Origin of the sequence: Sanguibacter keddieii DSM 10542, assembly GCF_000024925.1 — a bacterium.
GTDB lineage: Bacteria > Actinomycetota > Actinomycetes > Actinomycetales > Cellulomonadaceae > Sanguibacter > Sanguibacter keddieii.
In genome coordinates this window covers 412,736-429,439 of the sequence record NC_013521.1, presented here as the reverse complement: position 1 = coordinate 429,439, position 16,704 = coordinate 412,736, and the positions used below count along the sequence as shown (strand labels likewise).

At 72.3% G+C, this 16,704-nt stretch carries 15 protein-coding genes; 1 reads left to right on the top strand and 14 read right to left on the bottom strand.

The window, feature by feature from the left end; all coding sequences use genetic code 11:
* Positions 1–5: 5 nt before the first annotated feature.
* The 8 genes from SKED_RS01875 to SKED_RS01845 all read right to left on the bottom strand — a co-directional run bounded on the left by SKED_RS01875 (position 6) and on the right by SKED_RS01845 (position 8,036).
* The gene (locus SKED_RS01875) at positions 6–854 is read right to left on the bottom strand and encodes an ABC transporter permease (protein ID WP_012865420.1); all 849 of its coding nucleotides are present in this window, start codon (positions 852–854) and stop codon (positions 6–8) included.
* Positions 851–1,894 (bottom strand): ABC transporter ATP-binding protein, encoded by a 1,044-nt coding sequence (locus SKED_RS01870; protein WP_012865419.1) that lies wholly within the window; start codon positions 1,892–1,894, stop codon positions 851–853. The genes SKED_RS01875 and SKED_RS01870 overlap by 4 nt, the downstream gene beginning before the upstream one ends.
* A 143-nt stretch (positions 1,895–2,037) precedes the next feature.
* Entirely contained in the window at positions 2,038–3,039 is a 1,002-nt protein-coding gene (locus SKED_RS01865) for a VOC family protein (RefSeq protein ID WP_012865418.1), read from the bottom strand.
* A 164-nt stretch (positions 3,040–3,203) separates the two neighbouring features.
* Positions 3,204–5,135, bottom strand: coding sequence for an alpha/beta hydrolase (locus SKED_RS01860; RefSeq protein WP_012865417.1), 1,932 nt, complete (start codon positions 5,133–5,135; stop codon positions 3,204–3,206).
* Positions 5,136–5,171: 36 nt separating this feature from the next.
* The gene (locus SKED_RS20220; protein ID WP_012865416.1) at positions 5,172–5,345 is read right to left on the bottom strand and encodes a hypothetical protein; all 174 of its coding nucleotides are present in this window, start codon (positions 5,343–5,345) and stop codon (positions 5,172–5,174) included.
* Entirely contained in the window at positions 5,338–6,030 is a 693-nt protein-coding gene (locus SKED_RS01855) for a DsbA family oxidoreductase (protein WP_012865415.1), read from the bottom strand. Before SKED_RS01855 ends, SKED_RS20220 begins: the two co-directional genes overlap by 8 nt.
* Positions 6,031–6,146: 116 nt before the next feature.
* Positions 6,147–6,872 (bottom strand): DUF2510 domain-containing protein, encoded by a 726-nt coding sequence (locus SKED_RS01850; RefSeq protein ID WP_012865414.1) that lies wholly within the window; start codon positions 6,870–6,872, stop codon positions 6,147–6,149.
* 48 nt (positions 6,873–6,920) lie between these two features.
* On the bottom strand, positions 6,921–8,036 hold the full coding sequence (locus SKED_RS01845) for a DMT family transporter (protein WP_143755618.1): 1,116 nt from the start codon (positions 8,034–8,036) through the stop codon (positions 6,921–6,923).
* Between SKED_RS01845 and SKED_RS01840 the strand changes: the two genes are divergently transcribed.
* A complete protein-coding gene (locus SKED_RS01840; RefSeq protein WP_012865412.1) occupies positions 8,035–8,640 on the top strand; it encodes a TetR/AcrR family transcriptional regulator in 606 nt (201 codons plus the stop codon). The genes SKED_RS01845 and SKED_RS01840 overlap by 2 nt on opposite strands.
* Before the next feature lie 74 nt (positions 8,641–8,714).
* Here the strand turns inward: SKED_RS01840 and SKED_RS01835 are convergent, their stop codons facing one another.
* The 6 genes from SKED_RS01835 to SKED_RS01810 form a co-directional block, all read right to left on the bottom strand.
* Entirely contained in the window at positions 8,715–9,017 is a 303-nt protein-coding gene (locus tag SKED_RS01835) for a putative quinol monooxygenase (protein WP_042438366.1), read from the bottom strand.
* 218 nt (positions 9,018–9,235) lie between these two features.
* Positions 9,236–11,533, bottom strand: a complete 2,298-nt coding sequence (locus SKED_RS01830; RefSeq protein ID WP_012865410.1) for an exo-beta-d-1,3/1,6-glucosidase — start codon at positions 11,531–11,533, stop codon at positions 9,236–9,238.
* Positions 11,534–11,768: 235 nt separating this feature from the next.
* Entirely contained in the window at positions 11,769–13,004 is a 1,236-nt protein-coding gene (gene manD / locus SKED_RS01825; RefSeq protein ID WP_012865409.1) for a D-mannonate dehydratase ManD, read from the bottom strand.
* Positions 13,005–13,184: 180 nt separating this feature from the next.
* Positions 13,185–14,081 carry a carbohydrate ABC transporter permease gene (locus tag SKED_RS01820; RefSeq protein ID WP_012865408.1) on the bottom strand — a complete coding sequence of 299 codons (897 nt, stop codon included), beginning with the start codon at positions 14,079–14,081 and terminating at the stop codon, positions 13,185–13,187.
* The gene (locus SKED_RS01815; protein WP_012865407.1) at positions 14,078–15,076 is read right to left on the bottom strand and encodes a carbohydrate ABC transporter permease; all 999 of its coding nucleotides are present in this window, start codon (positions 15,074–15,076) and stop codon (positions 14,078–14,080) included. Before SKED_RS01815 ends, SKED_RS01820 begins: the two co-directional genes overlap by 4 nt.
* Positions 15,076–16,470, bottom strand: a complete 1,395-nt coding sequence (locus SKED_RS01810) for an ABC transporter substrate-binding protein (protein WP_012865406.1) — start codon at positions 16,468–16,470, stop codon at positions 15,076–15,078. The genes SKED_RS01815 and SKED_RS01810 overlap by 1 nt, the downstream gene beginning before the upstream one ends.
* Between the last annotated feature and the right edge of the window lie 234 nt (positions 16,471–16,704).

Here is a 16,704-nt window from a genome sequence, read left to right as displayed (position 1 = left end):
TCCCCTCAGCGACGCGGCTCCCAGCGGAAGTACCGGATGGTCGCCGTGACGCCGACGACGCCCCAGGCGACGAGGACCGCGAGCGGCAGGGCCGCGGCCGAGAAGGTCCCTGCGAGGTCGAGGACCTCGCCGCTGCGCCCGACGCCGGAGATGCCCAGCTCGATGAGCTCGACGACGGGGCTCATCGGCAGGAAGCGCGCGATGTCGAGGAAGGTGTCGGGCATGACCGAGGCGGGGACCGCGAAGCCCGGAGCCGCCATGAGCACGAGGATCAGCGGGAGGGTGGTCACCTGGACGGACTCGACGGTGCTGCTGAAGGCCGAGCTGATCGCGGCGAGCAGCGCCACGACCACACCACCACCGAGGACGGCGATCACGACGAGGGCCACGTTGACGGGTGTGAAGGCCCCCACGAGCACCACGGCGAGCACCGACGCGACGACGGTCTGGACGAGCATGACGAGCAGCGACGGCATCGAGATGGCCGTGAGGACGTCGACGACCGAGCTCTCGCCCGAGCGCAGCCGCTTGAGCACGAGGTCCTGGCGGCGTGCCACGAAGGTCGACACGAGCGAGTAGTAGACGCCGAACAGCAGGGCGAAGCCGGTGATGGTGACGACGAGCCGGGTGGCCTGCTCGCTCGCGCCCTCGCCGGTGTCGGGGAGGATGCGCAGCATGAAGAGGCCACCGAGGATCGGCAGGCCGGCCGAGTAGAACAGCAGCGCCTTGTTGCGCAGGAGCAGACGGATCTCGGCGGCGGCCAGCGACCAGGTGCGGCGCGGGGACAGCTTCCGGTCGCTCGGGGACGAGGTGGGCACGCTCGTGGACGGTGCGGGCTGGGTCGCGGTGCTCATGCTGCGTGCTCCTTCGGTGCGGCGTGCAGGGTGGTGGGCGCCATGCCTGTCGAGGCGGCGGAGGTCTGGTCGTCGACGCGCGGCTGGGCGGCGATCGACAGGAAGGCCTGCTCGAGGGTCGACGCGCGGGCGTCGAGGTCGCCGAGGGTCACCTGGTGCTGCTGGGCCCAGGCGAGCAGGCGGGTGAGGTCGCCCTGGAGGTCGTCGGTCTCGACGAGCGCGCGGGGTCCGTCGCCGCGGAGGCCGCGGACGATCTCGGGCGGCAGGGGCGGTGCGTCGGCCGGGAGAGTCGCGCCGATGCGCGAGGGGTAGCCGGAGACGATCTCGGACTGGGTGCCGGTGACGACCACCTGCCCGTGGTGCATGATCGCGAGCCGGTCGGCGAGGCGGGCCGCCTCGTCGAGGTAGTGCGTGGTGAGCATGATCGTGGTGCCGGCGTCGCGCAGCGTGGCGATGAGCTCCCAGGCCGCGATGCGGCTCTCGGGGTCGAGGCCGGTGGTCGGCTCGTCGAGGAACAGGACGGACGGGCGGCCCATGATGGCGAGCGCGAGGTCGAGGCGGCGGCGCTCGCCGCCGGACAGGCTCTGGATGGCGACGCTCTCGCGGCGGCCGAGGTCCACGAGGTCGAGGGCCTCCCCCACGGGACGCGGGTCGGTGAGGGTGCCGGCCCAGGCCTTGGCCATGTCCTTGACGGTGAGGTCGGCGGGGAACCCGGCGTCCTGGAGCATGATGCCGGTGTGCGGGCGCACGGCGGACCGGTCCAGGAACGGGTCCTTGCCGAGGACGCGGATCGAGCCGCCGGTCGGTGCGGCGATGCCCTCGATCATCTCCATGAGCGAGGTCTTGCCGGCGCCGTTGGTGCCGAGGAGGGCGAAGAGCTCCCCGCGGCGCACCTGGAGGTCGACGCCGCGGACGGCGTCGAAGCCGCGCGAGGCGCCCTTGCGCCGGGAGGTCGGGGCACCGTAGCGGCGCCGGGCGTCGCGCACGTCGATGACGAGGTCACCGTTCTGCGCCGGGCTGGAGGTGGTGTGCTGGCTCATACCTCTACTGTCCCGGCGGGCAGGCTCAGAGGTCAGTGCGTGCGCTCACCAGTCCGGGGTGAGGGCGTCCCGGGTCCGGCATGACATCTGTCATGCCGGTCCCTGTGCAGGTCGAGGGCTGTGCCGGCCAGGGGCCGTGCAGCTCAGGCGGCCGAGACGGCGATGCGGTTGCGCCAGGGGTCGTCGAAGGTGAGGAGCTCGCCGGGGCCGCCGGCGGCCTCGTGAGCGACGGGGACGTCGTGGTGGCGCAGGCGGTCGGCGAGCGCGCTGACGTCGTCCGCGGTCGGGACGACGATCGAGACCTCGCCGAGGCCGAGCGAGACGGCGCGCGGCCCGGCGCCCATCGAGCTCCAGGTGTTCATGGCCATGTGGTGGTGGTAGCCGCCGGCGGACACGAACAGGGCGCTGTGCCACTCGGCGGTGGCCTCGAAGCCGACGGTGTCGACGTAGAACTGGCGGGCACGCTCGACGTCGCCGACCTGCAGGTGGACGTGGCCGACCACGGCGTCCTGGGCGTTGGGGGCTGCGGCGACCTCGTCGGTGAGGTGCGTGCGGATGAACCCGTTGGGGTCGAGGGGCCGGTTGTCCATGACCACCTGGCTGCCCTGCCAGGACCACTGGTCGCGGGCGCGGTCGACGTAGAGCTCGATGCCGTTGCCCTCGGGGTCGTCGAGGTAGAAGGCCTCGGAGACGAGGTGGTCGGCGCTGCCGGTGTACAGCTGCGGTGCGTGCTCGGCGACGCGCAGCATCGTGGCGGCCAGCGCCGCCTGCGTCGGGAAGAGGATCGCGGTGTGGAAGAGCCCGGCCTCGCCCGGGCGGCGGGCGGGCATGTCGGGTGCGTGGCGCAGGACGACGAGCGGGGTGCGCCCGCGTCCGAGCGTGACGATGCCGGCGCGACGGTCGGCGGCCGCGGAGGACTCCCCGCCCGCGGGGGCGATGACGTCGAGGGCGATGGCGCTCGTGTAGAAGGCGACCATGGCGTCGATGTCGTGGACGTAGAGCGTGACGGCGTCCATCGCGGTGTCGGCGGCGAGCAGGTCGACAGCCCCCAGGGCGTGCGGCGCGGCGGCGCGCTCGGCGGTGACCCGTGCGGTGGCTGCGAGGTCGGCCGTGCGGGCGGTGGTGTCGATCATGTCGCGGCTCATGCGGGTGCTCCTCCGGGGTGTGGGGAAACTAGTTGATCATTCATTAGTTGTACTGTCAACCATCGAGGGCGAGCGACGCACCGACGAGCACCGGGGCACGACGGCGAGGCACTCCCCGGAGACCCTCGCCGTCGCGCCCCGACCCTCGGGAAGGCCCGCACGGGTCAGCTCCGCTGCGGACCGAGGGCCGCCACCCACTCGCGCAGGGCCGTCGTGTCGGACTCCGTCCAGCCCTCCGGCGGGACGATCGCCGCCCACGAGTCGACCGTCCCCAGCTCGTAGTTGTGCCCGTACCCGTCCGGCATGTCGATCGAGAACGCCATGTCGACCGTCACCTGCCAGAACGTCACGAAGGGGTACCACTGCATGTCCGGGTTGACCGAGGGCGCCAGGTCCTCACGGAGCCAGTCCGGCTGCTGCAGGATCAGGTCCGGCGACCACCAGACCACCGGGTCGGTCGCGTGCTGCAGGTACACGATCCGCGGCGCCTCCCACGGCCCCAGCGCCGTGAGCGCCTCAGGGGTGTCCACGAACCGCACGTGCTCACCGCCGTCGACCACCGGCAGACGCTCGGGCGAGCCCGCGTCGCGCCCCTCCGTGATCCGACCCCACGGCTCCGTGAAGTTCGGCGTCCCGATCCACAGCGCACCGTCGACCCGCGCCGCCATGTCGTCCACACCGCTGAAGGCCGCCTGCCCGCCGTAGGACCCCAGGCTCTCCCCGAAGACCACCAGGCTCGGCCGGTCACCCTCCGGCAGCTGCTCCCACACCGCGTACACCGCCTCGAACAGCGCACGCCCCGCCTCCTGCGGAGTCCCCCGGTCCGCCAAGAAGGCCAGCGGGCTCGGCAGGTACGAGTACTGCATCGCCGCGATCGCCGTGTCCCCGTTGTGCAGGTACTCGAGCGACGTGCTCGGCGCCTCGTTCACCCACCCGCTGCCCGTCGTCGTCGCGACCGCCAGCACCTCGCGGCCAAAACCACCCTCACGCTCGAGCTCCGCGACCACCATGGCGGCGACCTCACGGAGGTCGTCCGAAGTCTCCAGCCCCGCGTACGCACGGACCGGCGTCATGGCCGGCTCGCCGCTGAACGCCTCGAGGTCCTCGACCGTCGGACCGCCCGCCACGAACACCTTGCCGTTGCGCCCCAGCCCGTCCCAGTCCACCAGCGACTCCGGAGAACCGGTGCGCTCGCGGTCCGCAGGCTGCTCGACCCCGGGCACGTCGGCCCGGTCCGTCGCGGCCGCAGCCCGACCGCCGACCGCGAGGACCGCGGGCAGCACACCGTCCTGCACGAGCACGACGGCGAGGACCACCGCCGTCACCGTGCCGAAGACCTTGGCCGGGAGCGCGGGGACGAACCGTGAGCCGAAGCGCGCGACGATCTTCCCGAGCTGGATGAGCGCCCGGAACAGCCCGATCAGCGCTACGGCCACCAGGCCGGCCACCGGGATCGCGAGGGCGTGGAACCAGCGGCTCTCCGACGGCAGGCCGACGAGCTCCTGGGTGACGGTCTGCGCGTGCCCGCCGAGGAAGAACGCGAGCGGCACGATCACCACGGTCACGACGGCGAGCAGGATCCATGCCCAGCGACGGCGGCTCGCCTTCCAGTCGGGCGAGAAGCCGAGCCGACGCAGCAGGGTCGCGAGCGTCACGCCGACGCCGTAGCCGAGCGCGACGCAGATGCCCGTCGCGAGCGCCTGCAGGTACCAGGGGCGCGGGAGGAGCGAGGCGCTCATCGACCACGAGTAGAAGAGCACGCCGAACCAGGCGCCCACCCCGTGCAGGGACCACCAGTGCGGGGTCTTAGGCACCGGAGGAAGGCGCGGGTCGTTGATGTGCGAGGCCCACCGGCGCCAGCTCTGCCGTGCGGCCTCGCCGAGGGTGATCGTGCCGAGGTCCTCGACGGTCGCCGGGTCCGACGAGGCGGCCCGCGCCGTGGAGCCGGCGCCGACCGCCGCGAGGTCGGCGTCGGTGCCGTTGAGGGCCCGGGACGCGGCGGCGGCAGCGGAGGCGTCTCGCGCGGCAGAGCCTGAGGCGTCTGACGCCACGAGGCCGGAGGCGGCTGGCGCTGCAGGGCGCTGCTCGGTGGTCATGCCGGTGAGCCTAGGCGACCGGCGCGGCGGCTGGCGCTAGGAGTCCTCGGGCTGGTCCTGCGGGACGACGGGCGAGGACGCGGCCCCGGGGATCTCGCAGACCCCGTCGACGCACACGCCCACGTCGTCCGAGCCGAGCATCTGCAGCCCGGCGAGGGCCGGGAGCACCGGCGCCGTCTGCGTCGTCTGCCCTGCGAGCCCCTCAGCCACGGGTGGAGGTCGCCTGGTCAGCGGGCTCGTCCGCGTCGGACGCGGCCTTCTCGAGCACCTGGACGAACACGGCCGGCTCCTGCGCGCCGCTCACGCCGTACTTCCCGTCGACCACGAAGAACGGCACACCCTGGATCCCGTAGGCCTGGGCCTGCGCGATGTCCTGGGCAACGGCCGGCGCGAGCTCGCCCGACTCGAGGACGGCGCGGGCGGCGTCGGCGTCGAGGCCCACCTCTGCCGCGAGCTCGACGAGGTCGTCGATGCGGCCGAGGTGACGACCCTCGACGAAGTACGCGCGGAGCAGGCGCTCCTTGAGCTCGCCCTGGAGGCCGTGCGCCTTCGCGTGGTGCAGCAGCTCGTGGGCCTTGAGGGTCTTGGTGTGCTGGAGGGCGTCGAAGTCGTAGTCGAGGCCGACCGACGCGGCGACCTCGGTCATCTGCCCGAGCATCTGGACGACCTGCTCGCGCGGCATGCCCTTGTGCCCGGCGAGGAAGTCGACCTCGGAGCCGTCGAAGTCCACCGGGGTGTCGGGCGCGAGCTCGAAGGAGTGGTACTCGATCTCGACGGGCCGGGCGGCGCCCGACGCGTCGAAGGCCACGAGGGCCTCCTCGAAGCGGCGCTTGCCGACGTAGCACCACGGGCACGCGATGTCGGACCAGATGTCGACCTTGAGGGGAGCAGTCATGCCGTCGACAACCACCGTCCGCCGCACGGCATTCCCACCCCTCACGACCGGGCGCGACGGCGAGGGTCTCCGGGAGGTCCCTCGCCGGCGCGCCCCGTCCCTCGGGACGGGAGGGGTCAGCGCTCGGAGGCGGTGGCCTCGAGGTAGAGGCCGAGGTCCTTGTCGACGAGGACGTCGAGCAGGAGCGGGGTCTGCGAGCCGTCGCCCCACTCCGCGGTCGGGTACGAGCAGCCGAGGACGAGGTTCTGGCCCGAGCCCGACGGCGCACGGACCGTGCCGACCTCGTTGACGTCCTCGACACCGCCGGTCGCCGAGACGAGGCGATTCGCGTCGGGGTCGCCGGCCGAGAGCGACACGTACTGGTCGGCGAGCTCGGTGCACCCGAGGCCCACCACCCCGAGCTCGCTCGCGGTCAGCGGCTCACCCTGGTCGCTGTCGCGGTCCGTCATGGCGTAGCCGACGGCGAACAGCGCCGCGCAGGCGAGGAACGCGCCGAGGATCCCGAGCTTGACGCCCTTGGGGGTGCCGGGCGACGGCGTCGCGTCGGCGGTCGGGTAGCGCTGTGCACCGCCGAACTGGAACCCCGCCGTCGGTGACTGCGGCTGCTGCTGGGCGTCGGGGCGCGAGCCGGGGGCGGCGGACTGCCAGGACGACTGACCTGCGCCCCACCCGGCGGAGCCCTGCGGCTGCGCTCCCGAGCCTCCGGCCTGCGGCTGCTGCGAGGACGTCTGCGCACCCGCGCCGGGGCGGGGGCCGGTGTGCTCGGTCCAGCGCGTGCCGTCGAAGTACCGGATCAGCTGCTGGTCCATCGGGTCGTCGTACCAGCCGGCGGGGGCGCCCATGAGTGTGCTCCTAGTGGTCGGGAGGCGCACCACGGCGCCCTGAGGAGACTAGGTCGCGGGCGAGACCGACGCAAGGGACCGCGCTGCCCGTCGGCCACGGGCCTCGCTGGTCAGCACGACGCCGACGCCCGCCGCGCAGAGCACCAGCCCGGCGAGCGTCCCGGCGGTGACGACCTCGTCGAAGAGCAGCGCCCCGGCGACGGCCGTGGTCGGGGCGACGCAGAACAGCAGCGCGTTGAGGGCGGTGATGCCCAGCCGGCCCACGAGGTACCAGTACAGCCCGTAGGCGGCGAGGGTCGGCGACAGCGCGACGAAGACGACGGTCCACCAGAAGGTCGCGGTGGTCGGCGGGACGGCCTGGCCCGCGAGCACCGCGAAGGCGCCGATCGCCAGCAGGGCGACCACCGCGTGGACGAGCAGCGTGTCGAGCACCCCCGACGACGTCGGGTGCCGCCGCTCGACGAAAGTCCCGGCCACGAGGCTCGCCATCGCCGCGAGCGGCAGCAGGTAGGCGGTCCAGGGCGCGGTCCCCGACCCGAGGTCGGCGCCGACCACGAGCACGACGCCGACGGCGCCGACCGCCAGGCCGGCCCACTGGGCGCCGCGGACACGCAGCCCGAGCAGCGGCCCCACGAGGGTCGCGACGACGAGCGGCTGGACCGCGTCGATGAGCGCCGTCGTCCCGGTGCTCACCCCCAGACCGATCGCGAGGTAGACGGGCACCACGTAGCCGACCTGCGAGAACAGGCCGACGAGCGCCTGGCGGGCTCTCTCGGGACGCGCGGGCGCACCCCGGCCGCCGTCGTCGCCGTCGCCGTCGTCGCCGTCGCCGTCGTCGTCGTCGCTGTCGTCGTCGTCACTGTCGCTGTCGACGTCGACGCTGTGGCCGTGGCCCTCGTCGCCGGCGCCGCGGGCAGCGCGGCGCGCACCGACCCTGCGCCGCCGCAGCGCGGCGACGACCACGGCCAGGACCGCGACGACCACGGCGAAGCGCCACAGCAGGAGCGTCGCGACGGGCGCTCCGACGTCGACGGCGGCCACGAGGAACCCGGAGGACCAGCACAGGACGAAGACGGCGGAGAGGAGCGCGAGCCCGAGCGCAGCGGGTATACCGATCTGTTTACTCATGACGGCGACTATACAGATCGGTATAGTGGTGCGCATGGAGACCGTCCCCGCCGCCCCTGAGCTCACCCCGGCCGCCCGACGCGTGCTCGACGCCGCGTCCGACCTGTTCTACGAGCGCGGCATCCACGCCGTCGGGGTCGACCTCGTGGCCGAGACCGCGGGCGTCACCAAGAAGACGCTCTACGCACGGTTCGGCTCGAAGGACGCGCTCGTGGTCGCCTACCTGCAGGGGCGCGACCGGCGGTGGCGCGAGTTCCTCGAGGTCTTCGTGGCGGCGTCGGACCAGGCGGCGTCAGACCGGGCCGGGACCGACGGTCCGCTCGTGGTCTTCGACGCGGCTGCGGCGTGGTCCGACGAGCACAGCCCGCGCGGGTGCAGCGCGATCAACGCGCGCGCGGAGACGGCCGACCTGGCGGCGCCGGTCTCCCGCGAGGTCACCCGGCAGAAGGTGTGGCTGCTCGGCGTCTTAGCCGACCTGTGCCGGGACGCCGGGGTCGCGGACCCCGAGGGGGTCGCGCGGATGCTCATGCTGTTCTACGAGGGCGCGATCGTCACCGTCGGCACGGCGGCCTTCGGCGAGCCCTTCGTGGTCGCCCGCGAGGCCGCGCGGCAGGTGCTCGCGCAGGCCCCGCGGGCCTGAGGCTCAGAACCTGCGCGGCGGTCGCAGCCGGTGCCCTTCGCGGGACCAGGCGGCGACCGCCGACGACCAGAGGCTCAGAGGCTGAGCGGCAGGCTCTCGGAGTAGATGCGCTTGACCGGAGGCGCGGCGAGGATCTCGCCGAGGCTCCCGCGCCCCTCGGGCGTGGCGCGCCACGCGGCGTAGGCGTCGTGGTCGGCGGTCGTGGCCCAGCGCTCGACGATGATCACGTGCCCGGGGTCGGCGTCGTCGACGAGCGCCTCGAGGCCCTCGTTGCCCGGCCAGGCGCGGGTCGCCGCGAGCGTCGCACTGAGGTGCTCGGCGGCGCCGGCCAGGTGGCTCGGGTCGATCTGGATCTCGAGGTGGACGATCGTCGTCATGGTGCAGGCCTTCCGCTCGACGGCCGGCCCGACGCCGACCACGCTCCCCGCGACCCTACGCCCGACGCGCCCTCCGCTCCTCCGAAGTCGCACGCCCGAGCTCGAGGTCGCACGGACACGCCAGGACACCGCCTCGGGGACGATGATGTGGCGTGTCCGTGCGACCTCGCCGGCAGACATACGACCTCGCCAGCAGGCGTGCGACCTCGCGGGGGCCGTCAGGCGGTGACCGTGAAGCGGGCTGCGAGGAGGGCTGCGTCGCGTGAGCTCGGGCCGACGAGGAGGTCGAAGTCGCCGGGCTCGACGACGCGGCGCTCGTCGGACGTCACCAGGGTGCAGTCGGCGACCGGGAGCTCGAGGGCGACCGTGACGCTCTCCCCCGCCGGCACGTCGACCTGCCGGAAGGTCTTGAGCTCCTTGGTCGCCCAGGTGACCGAGGTGACGAGGTCGCGCACGTACACCTGGACGGTCTCACGGGACGGCCGTGCCCCGGTGTTGGTCAGCGTGACCTCGGCGCGCACCGTACCCGTCTCCGTGACCTCCGGGACGGCCACGACCAGGTCGGAGTACTCGACCGTCGTGTAGCTGAGGCCCTCGCCGAAGGCGAACTGCGGGTCCTGGGTGAGGTCGGCGTACCGGTCTCCGTGCTGGCCACGCAGCTGGTTGTAGTAGATCGGCTGCTGCCCGACGTGCCGCGCAGCCGTCACCGGCAGCCGCCCCGAGGGCTCGACGAGCCCGAGCACGAGCTCGGCGACGGCGCGGCCACCGCGCATCCCCGGGTTGAAGGCCTGGACCACCGCGGCCGCGCCGAGGGCGGAGGCGGGAAGCACGAGCGGCTTCGAGGAGACGACCACGACGACCGTCGGCGTCCCGGTCTCGGCGAGCGCGTCGAGCAGGGCGACCTGCGCGCCGACGAGCTCGAGTGTCGCGGTCGAGCGCCCCTCGCCCATGAGTCCGATGGTGTCGCCGACCACGGCGACGACGTAGTCGGCCTCGCGGGCGCTCGCGACGGCGTCGGCGATCATCTGCTCGTCCGGCGCCGCGTGGTGGACGACCTGCGGGCGCGGCTGTCCGTCGGGGAAGGTCTCGCCCTCGGGGTCCGGGCCCATGACGGCGATGTCGGCGCCTCGGTCGTGGGTGACCGTCCAGCAGTCCGGGACGACGCGGCGCAGGCCGTCGAGGACTGTCTCGGTGAGCTCGCGCGGGTGACCGTCGGGCATCCAGTCGACCTGCCCGGACGCCCCGGCCCAGTCGCCGAGCTGCGCGTGCTGGTCATCGGCGTTGGGTCCGACGACGGCGATCCGTCGCGCTGGGCGCGCGGCGCCCTCCGGGGCGACCGCACGGCCGTCGGAGCCCGCCACGTACCCGCCGTCGATCGGGAGCGTGCCGTCGTTCGAGAGCAGGACGAGGGACCGGCGGGCCATCTCGAGGTTGAGGTCGGCGTGCGCGGCGACGCCGACGACCTCGGCCTGGCGGGCCTCGTCGGGGCGGCGCGGGTCCTCGAAGAGCCCGAGCTCGAACTTCAGCAGGAGGATGCGGCGCACGGCCTCGTCGACCTGGCCCTCCGTGAGCGTCCCCTGCGCGATCGCGTCCTGGGCCCCCTGGAAGAACCCGGGCGTCGTCATGACGAGGTCGTTTCCGGCGGTGACGGCGCGGGCCGAGGCCTCGGCGACGTCGGCGCAGACCTCCTGCTCCCACACCATGCGACCGACGTTGTCCCAGTCGGTGATGAGCGTGCCGGTGTAGCCCCACTCGCCGCGGAGCACGTCGTCGAGCAGCCACCGGTTGGCGGTGATCGGGACGCCGTCCATCGACTGGTAGCCGATCATGAAGGTCCGACAGCCCTCGCGGGCCACGCGCTCGAAGGGCGGCAGGAACCACGAGCGCAGCTTGCGCCGGCTGATGTCGGCCTCGCTCGCGTCGCGACCACCCTGGGTCTCGGAGTACCCGGCGAAGTGCTTGGCGCAGGCGAGGATCGCGGTCGGGTCGTCGAGGCCGTCGCCCTGGTAGCCGCGGACCATGGCAGACCCGAGCTCGCCGATGAGGAAGGGGTCCTCGCCGAAGGTCTCGGAGACGCGGCCCCAGCGCAGGTCGCGGGTGATGCACAGGACCGGCGAGAAGGTCCAGTGGATGCCGGTGGCCGAGACCTCGACGGCGGTCACGCGGGCGGCGCGCTCGACGAGGTCGGCGTCCCAGGTGGCCGCCATGCCCAGCTGTGTCGGGAAGATGGTCGCGCCGGGCCAGAAGGAGTGGCCGTGGATGCAGTCCTCGCCGACGAGCAGCGGGATGCCGAGACGCGTCTGCTCCGCGAGGTCGATCGCGCGGTTCAGGGTCTCCGGGGAGGTGTGGAGGATCGAGCCGACGTGGTAGTCGGCGACGAGCCCGTCGACGCCGTCCCGCGAGTCCAGCTGCATCATCTGCCCGACCTTCTCGGGCAGCGTCATGCGGCTCAGCAGGTCCTCGATCCGCTCCGGGATCGGCAGGGTGGCGTCGCGGTACGGCAGGGTCTCGGTCATCACGAAGGCTCCATCGGCTCGGTGTGCGCAGGGCACGGGTGCCGTCCTCGGCCGCCCCGCAGGCGCGCAACTACCTTAACGCCCGTTCAGCGTTTTCCCTCACTCCCCTCCCTCAGCCCTCCCGCACACCACCCCCGCTCCCACCTTCATGCCCGTGGCGCGCCGCCATGACCTCTCGCAGAGGGTCACGCCGACGCGCCACGGCCATGAGATGTGGTGGGTGGGGGTGCGTGGTCTACCAGTCGTGGACGGTGCCGTCGGCGAGGCGGTTGACGGGGAGGTAGGCGCGCTCGTAGGGGTGGCCGGCTGCCATCTCCTCGTCGAGGTCGACGCCGATACCGGGGGCCTCGCCGGGGTGCAGGTGGCCGTCGGTGAAGGTGAAGGCGTGCTGGAACACCTCGTGCGTGCGGTCGGTGTACCCGGAGTACTCCTGGATGCCGAAGTTGTGGATGGCGAGGTCCAGGTGGATCGCGGCCGCCATGCCGACGGGCGAGATGTCCTCGGGGCCGTGGATCGCGCTCTTGATGTTGTGCTGCGCGGCGTAGTCGAAGAGCTTGCGCAGCGGCGACACCCCGCCGAAGTGCGTCACGGCCGACCGCACGTAGTCGATGAGCTGCTCGCCCACGAGCGTCTGGTAGTCGAAGACGGTGTTGAAGACCTCGCCGATGGCCAGCGGGGTGGTCGTGTGCTCGCGGACCAGGCGCAGCGCGTCCTGGTTCTCGGCCGGGGTGCAGTCCTCGAGCCAGAACAGGTCGTACGGCTCGAGCGACCTGCCCAGGCGCGCCGCCTCGATGGGCGTGAGGCGGTGGTGCGCGTCGTGCAGCAGCGGGATCTCGGGGCCGAACTCGTTGCGCACGGCCTCGAAGACCGTCGGGATGTGGCGCAGGTAGGCGCGCGTGTCCCAGTCCTCGACGACCGGGCGGGCCGTCTGGTCAAGACGGGGCGCACCGGCGACACCGTCGGCCTCGGCGATGGCCGTGCCCTGGTGCACGCCGTAGACGGTCTTCAGACCGGGGACGCCCGTCTGGATGCGGACCGCCGTGTACCCCTCGGCGAGACGCGCGCGGACCGAGTCGAAGAGCTCGGGGAGGTCCGCCCCGTTGGCGTGCCCGTAGGTGCGGACACGCTCGCGGCTCGCCCCGCCGAGCAGCTGGTACAGCGGCAGGCCGGCGACCTTCGCCTTGATGTCCCACAGCGCGACGTCGACGGCGGCGATCGCGGCCATGGTCACCGGGCCGCGGCGCCAGTACGCGCCGCGGTAGAGGAGCTGCCAGGTGTCCTCGATGCGGTGCGGGTCCGTGCCGACGAGCAGCGGGGCGACGTGGTCCTTGAGGTACGACACCACCGACAGCTCGCGCCCGTTGAGCGTCGCGTCCCCGAGCCCGGTGACACCTGTGTCCGTGGTGATCTTCAGGGTGACGAAGTTGCGTCCGGGGTTGGTGACGATGACCTGGGCGTCGACGATCTTCATGAGGTTCTGCGCTCTTCCTGTCGTGTGCTGCCGGTCGGGTCCCGAGCCGGCGAGGCCCCACCTTCATGCTCGTGGCGCGCCCGCACGATCCTCCGTGGAGGTCCTCGCTGGCGCGCCCCGGGCATGAGGGCGGGTGGTGCTGTGGTGCGGGGGTGCTGTGCTGTCGTGTGCGGTGGCGGGTCAGCCCTTGGTGGCGCCGGCGGTGAGGCCGGCGACGAGGTACTTCTGGCCGAAGACCGCCGCGAGGACGACCGGGACGGTCATGAGCGCCGCGGCGGCCATGAGGCCGCCCCAGTCGGTGCTGGCGTACGAGATGAAGCTGAACAGGGTGACCGGCATGGTCTTGGTGTTCTCGTCGGCGAGGATCAGCGCGAACATGAAGTTGTTCCAGCTGAAGATGAAGGCGAGCACCGAGGCCGTCGCGGTGCCGGGCGCCGCGAGCGGCAGGGCGATCCGCCAGAACGCCCCGAAGGCGGTGAGCCCGTCGGTCCGGGCCGCCTCCTCGAGCTCGACGGGGAGCCCCTCGAAGAACCCGATCATGATCCAGAGGATCAGCGGGACGGACACGAACATGTGGCTGAGGATCAGCACTGTGTAGGTGCCGACCAGCCCGACCTGCGCGAAGAGGTAGTACCAGGGCACCAGCAGCGACACGGCCGGCACGATGCGCGCGACGAGCACGACGGACCCGGTGCGCTGCATCGAGAAGCGCCCGACGGCCCACGCGGCCGGGACGGCGATGACCACGGAGAACGCGGTCGACGCCAGCCCGACGATCAGCGAGTTGCCCATCGACCGCAGGATCTCGCCGTCGGCGAGGATGTTGCGGAAGTTGTCGAGGGTGGGCGAGAAGATCAGGCCGACGGTCGGGTCGGTCACCTGGACGTTCGTCTTGAGGGCGGCGGCGATCATCCAGACGACGGGCATCGCGAAGATCAGCGAGACGACGGTGATGGCGACACCGCGCAACCAGCCCCACGGGGAGCGCGGAGCCTTGCGCAGGACGACGGGCGGCCGGGTCTCCCCGGTGCCTGCAGGACGGGGCGAGCCGGCAGGTCGCGTGGCGACGGCGCTCATGCGGACTTCCTTCCGGAGCGGAGGCGCAGCAGGACGACGACTCCGATGATGAACAGGGTGAAGAGGACGAGGACCGCCGAGGCGAGGCCGTACTCCTGGTAGTCGAAGGTGAGGCCGTAGGCGTACACGTTGAGCGTCTCGACCTCGAAGCTCGACCCGCCGCCTGCGCCCTTGGTGGCGTAGAGGATGTCGAAGGTCTTGAGGGCGTCGACCGCCCGCAGCACCAGCGCGGTGAGCAGGGTGGTCCAGAGCATCGGCAGGATGATGTGCCGGAACCGCTGCCAGGCCGTCGCGCCGTCGACGCGGGCCGCCTCCTCGGGCTCCTCGGGCAGGGTGGTGAGCCCGGCGAGGAGCAGCAGCGTCATCATGGGCGTCCACTGCCACACGTCGATGAGCATGAGGGTGGGCAGCGACTGGCTGACCGACCCGAGGAACTCCTGCGGCGGGATGCCGACGAAGCCCAGCAGGTGGTTCGCGATGCCGTTGGTCGGGTCGAGGATGAGCAGCCAGAGGATGCCGATGGCCACGGGCGTCGCGAGCAGCGGGATCATGAGCACCGTGCGGACCATGCGCATGCCGCGGAAGGCCTTGCGCATGAGCATCGCGAGGGCCAGGCCGAGGACCACCTCGAGGGTGACGGCGACGACCGTGAAGATCACGGTGCGCCAGGCGGCCGGCCAGAACCGGCGGGCGTCGCTCAGGGCGTCGGCGTAGTTCTGGAACCCGATGTAGCGGTTGTCGGCGTTCACGGCACCGAAGGCGTCGGTGAAGCTGAGGTTCACCGTGAAGATCAGCGGGAACACGATCATCAGCCCGACGAAGGCGAGGGCCGGGGACAGCATCAGCCACTTGAGCCGGCGGTTCGCCTGCTCGAAGGTGCGCGGGGCCTTCAGCCCACGCGAAGCCTTGGGTCCGCGGGATGCGCGTCCCGTCGTCGACGACGTGGCCGGGCTGGCCTCGGGGAGCGACGGTGCGTCCGTCGTGCTGCGGCTCATCAGAACTCCTGCTGACGGTTGTCACGGTCGAGGAAGTCGCGGAACTCGGCGTCGGCGTCGGCCGCGACGGGCGCGACGTCCTCGCCGAGGATCCCGGCGACGAGCGGGCGGCCGACGATGTCGCGGGCGCGGCCCACCTGGATCACCTCGGGGCGGTCGTGCCCGATGCCGTTCTCGGCGTTGATGCGCATGGTCTCGGCGAGCTCGGGCGGGAAGGCCGCGAGGGTCTCGGGGTCCGACCACGCCGACTGGCGGGCACCGGGGATGCCCTCGGCCTGGAGCCGCGCGACCATCTCGGGGCTCGAGGCCCACTGGACGAACGCCCAGGCGTCGTCCTGCATCCGCGAGAAGGCGTTGACGCCGATGCTCCACGACGGGATGTTGTGCGGCTTGGAGCCGGCCGGCCCCGCCGGGAAGGGGGCGAAGCCGACGGTCTCCTGGACGGTCGAGATCGACGGATCCAAGAAGTTGGAGTAGATGGCGTCGGCGTCGACGTAGAAGGCGGCCTTGCCCTGCGCGAAGATCGGCATGGCCTGCTCGAGGCTCATGTTGGTGGCCCCGGGAGGCCCGGCCTCGTGCAGCAGGCGCCCGTAGTACTCGTAGGCGGCGACGGCCTCGGGCGTGCCGATGCCCGACGACCCGTCGGCGAGCGTGAAGTCGCCACCGTGGGAGAACAGGAAGCTCGACCACTGGCTCACCGCCCCGGCGCGCTGCCCACGTCCGACGAACCCGAACTGGCCGTTGTCCCGGTCGGCGAGCTCGAGGGACATGGCGAGCAGGTCGTCGAGGGTCTGCGGCGCACCGCCGAAGCCCTCGACGAGGTCCTTGCGGTAGTAGAGCGCCGGGCGCTCCGTGACGACAGGGACGCTGAGCACCTTGTCGCGCGTGACCGAGCGGTCGCGCGGCGCCTCCTGGAAGTCGTCCCACTCGAAAGCACTGTCCTCGACACGGTCGGTGAGGTCGGCCATCCACCCGTTGCGGGCGAAGAGCAGCTGCTCCTGGAGGGCGCGGACCATCATGACGTCGATGTCCGTAGCGGAGGCGTTGAGCTTGACGTTGTAGGAGTTGGACAGCTGGTCGGCGGTGAGCATCTGCATGGAGACGCGGCGGCCGATCATGTCCTCGAACTCCGGGAAGTACGCGGAGATCGCCTGGGACCACACGTGGTTGATGGCCATGACGCGCAGCGGGGCGTCGGGGCTCGGGGTGCCGCTGCGCGGGGCGCAGGCCGTGAGGGCCGCGGTGCCGGCGGCTGCGACGAGCAGCTTGCCGAAGGACCGGCGCGACAGCGCGGTGCTCGCCAGCGAGCCGCTGGTGGGCGAGCCGGTCGTGAGCCCGGCAGTCACGCGGTCCAAGCCTCCGGCGCTGCCGGAGGTGGGGCGGATCAGGGACATCGTCATCCTCGTCGCTCTCTGCCCCGCAGCGTCGCGGGGCCTCGTGCTCTGGGTGGGTGGTGCGGGTGCTGCTGTCTCGCTGCCCGTCGAGACTAGTGGTCCAACTGGTAGGACCAGTTGGACCGTAGCAGAGGATGAACGACTTTTTCCACCCCCTCGCACCCTCACAGCGAACCCGACCCCGCCGATAGATCGTCAGCAGCGGACATCTCCGCCGCATCGGTCACTTGTCCC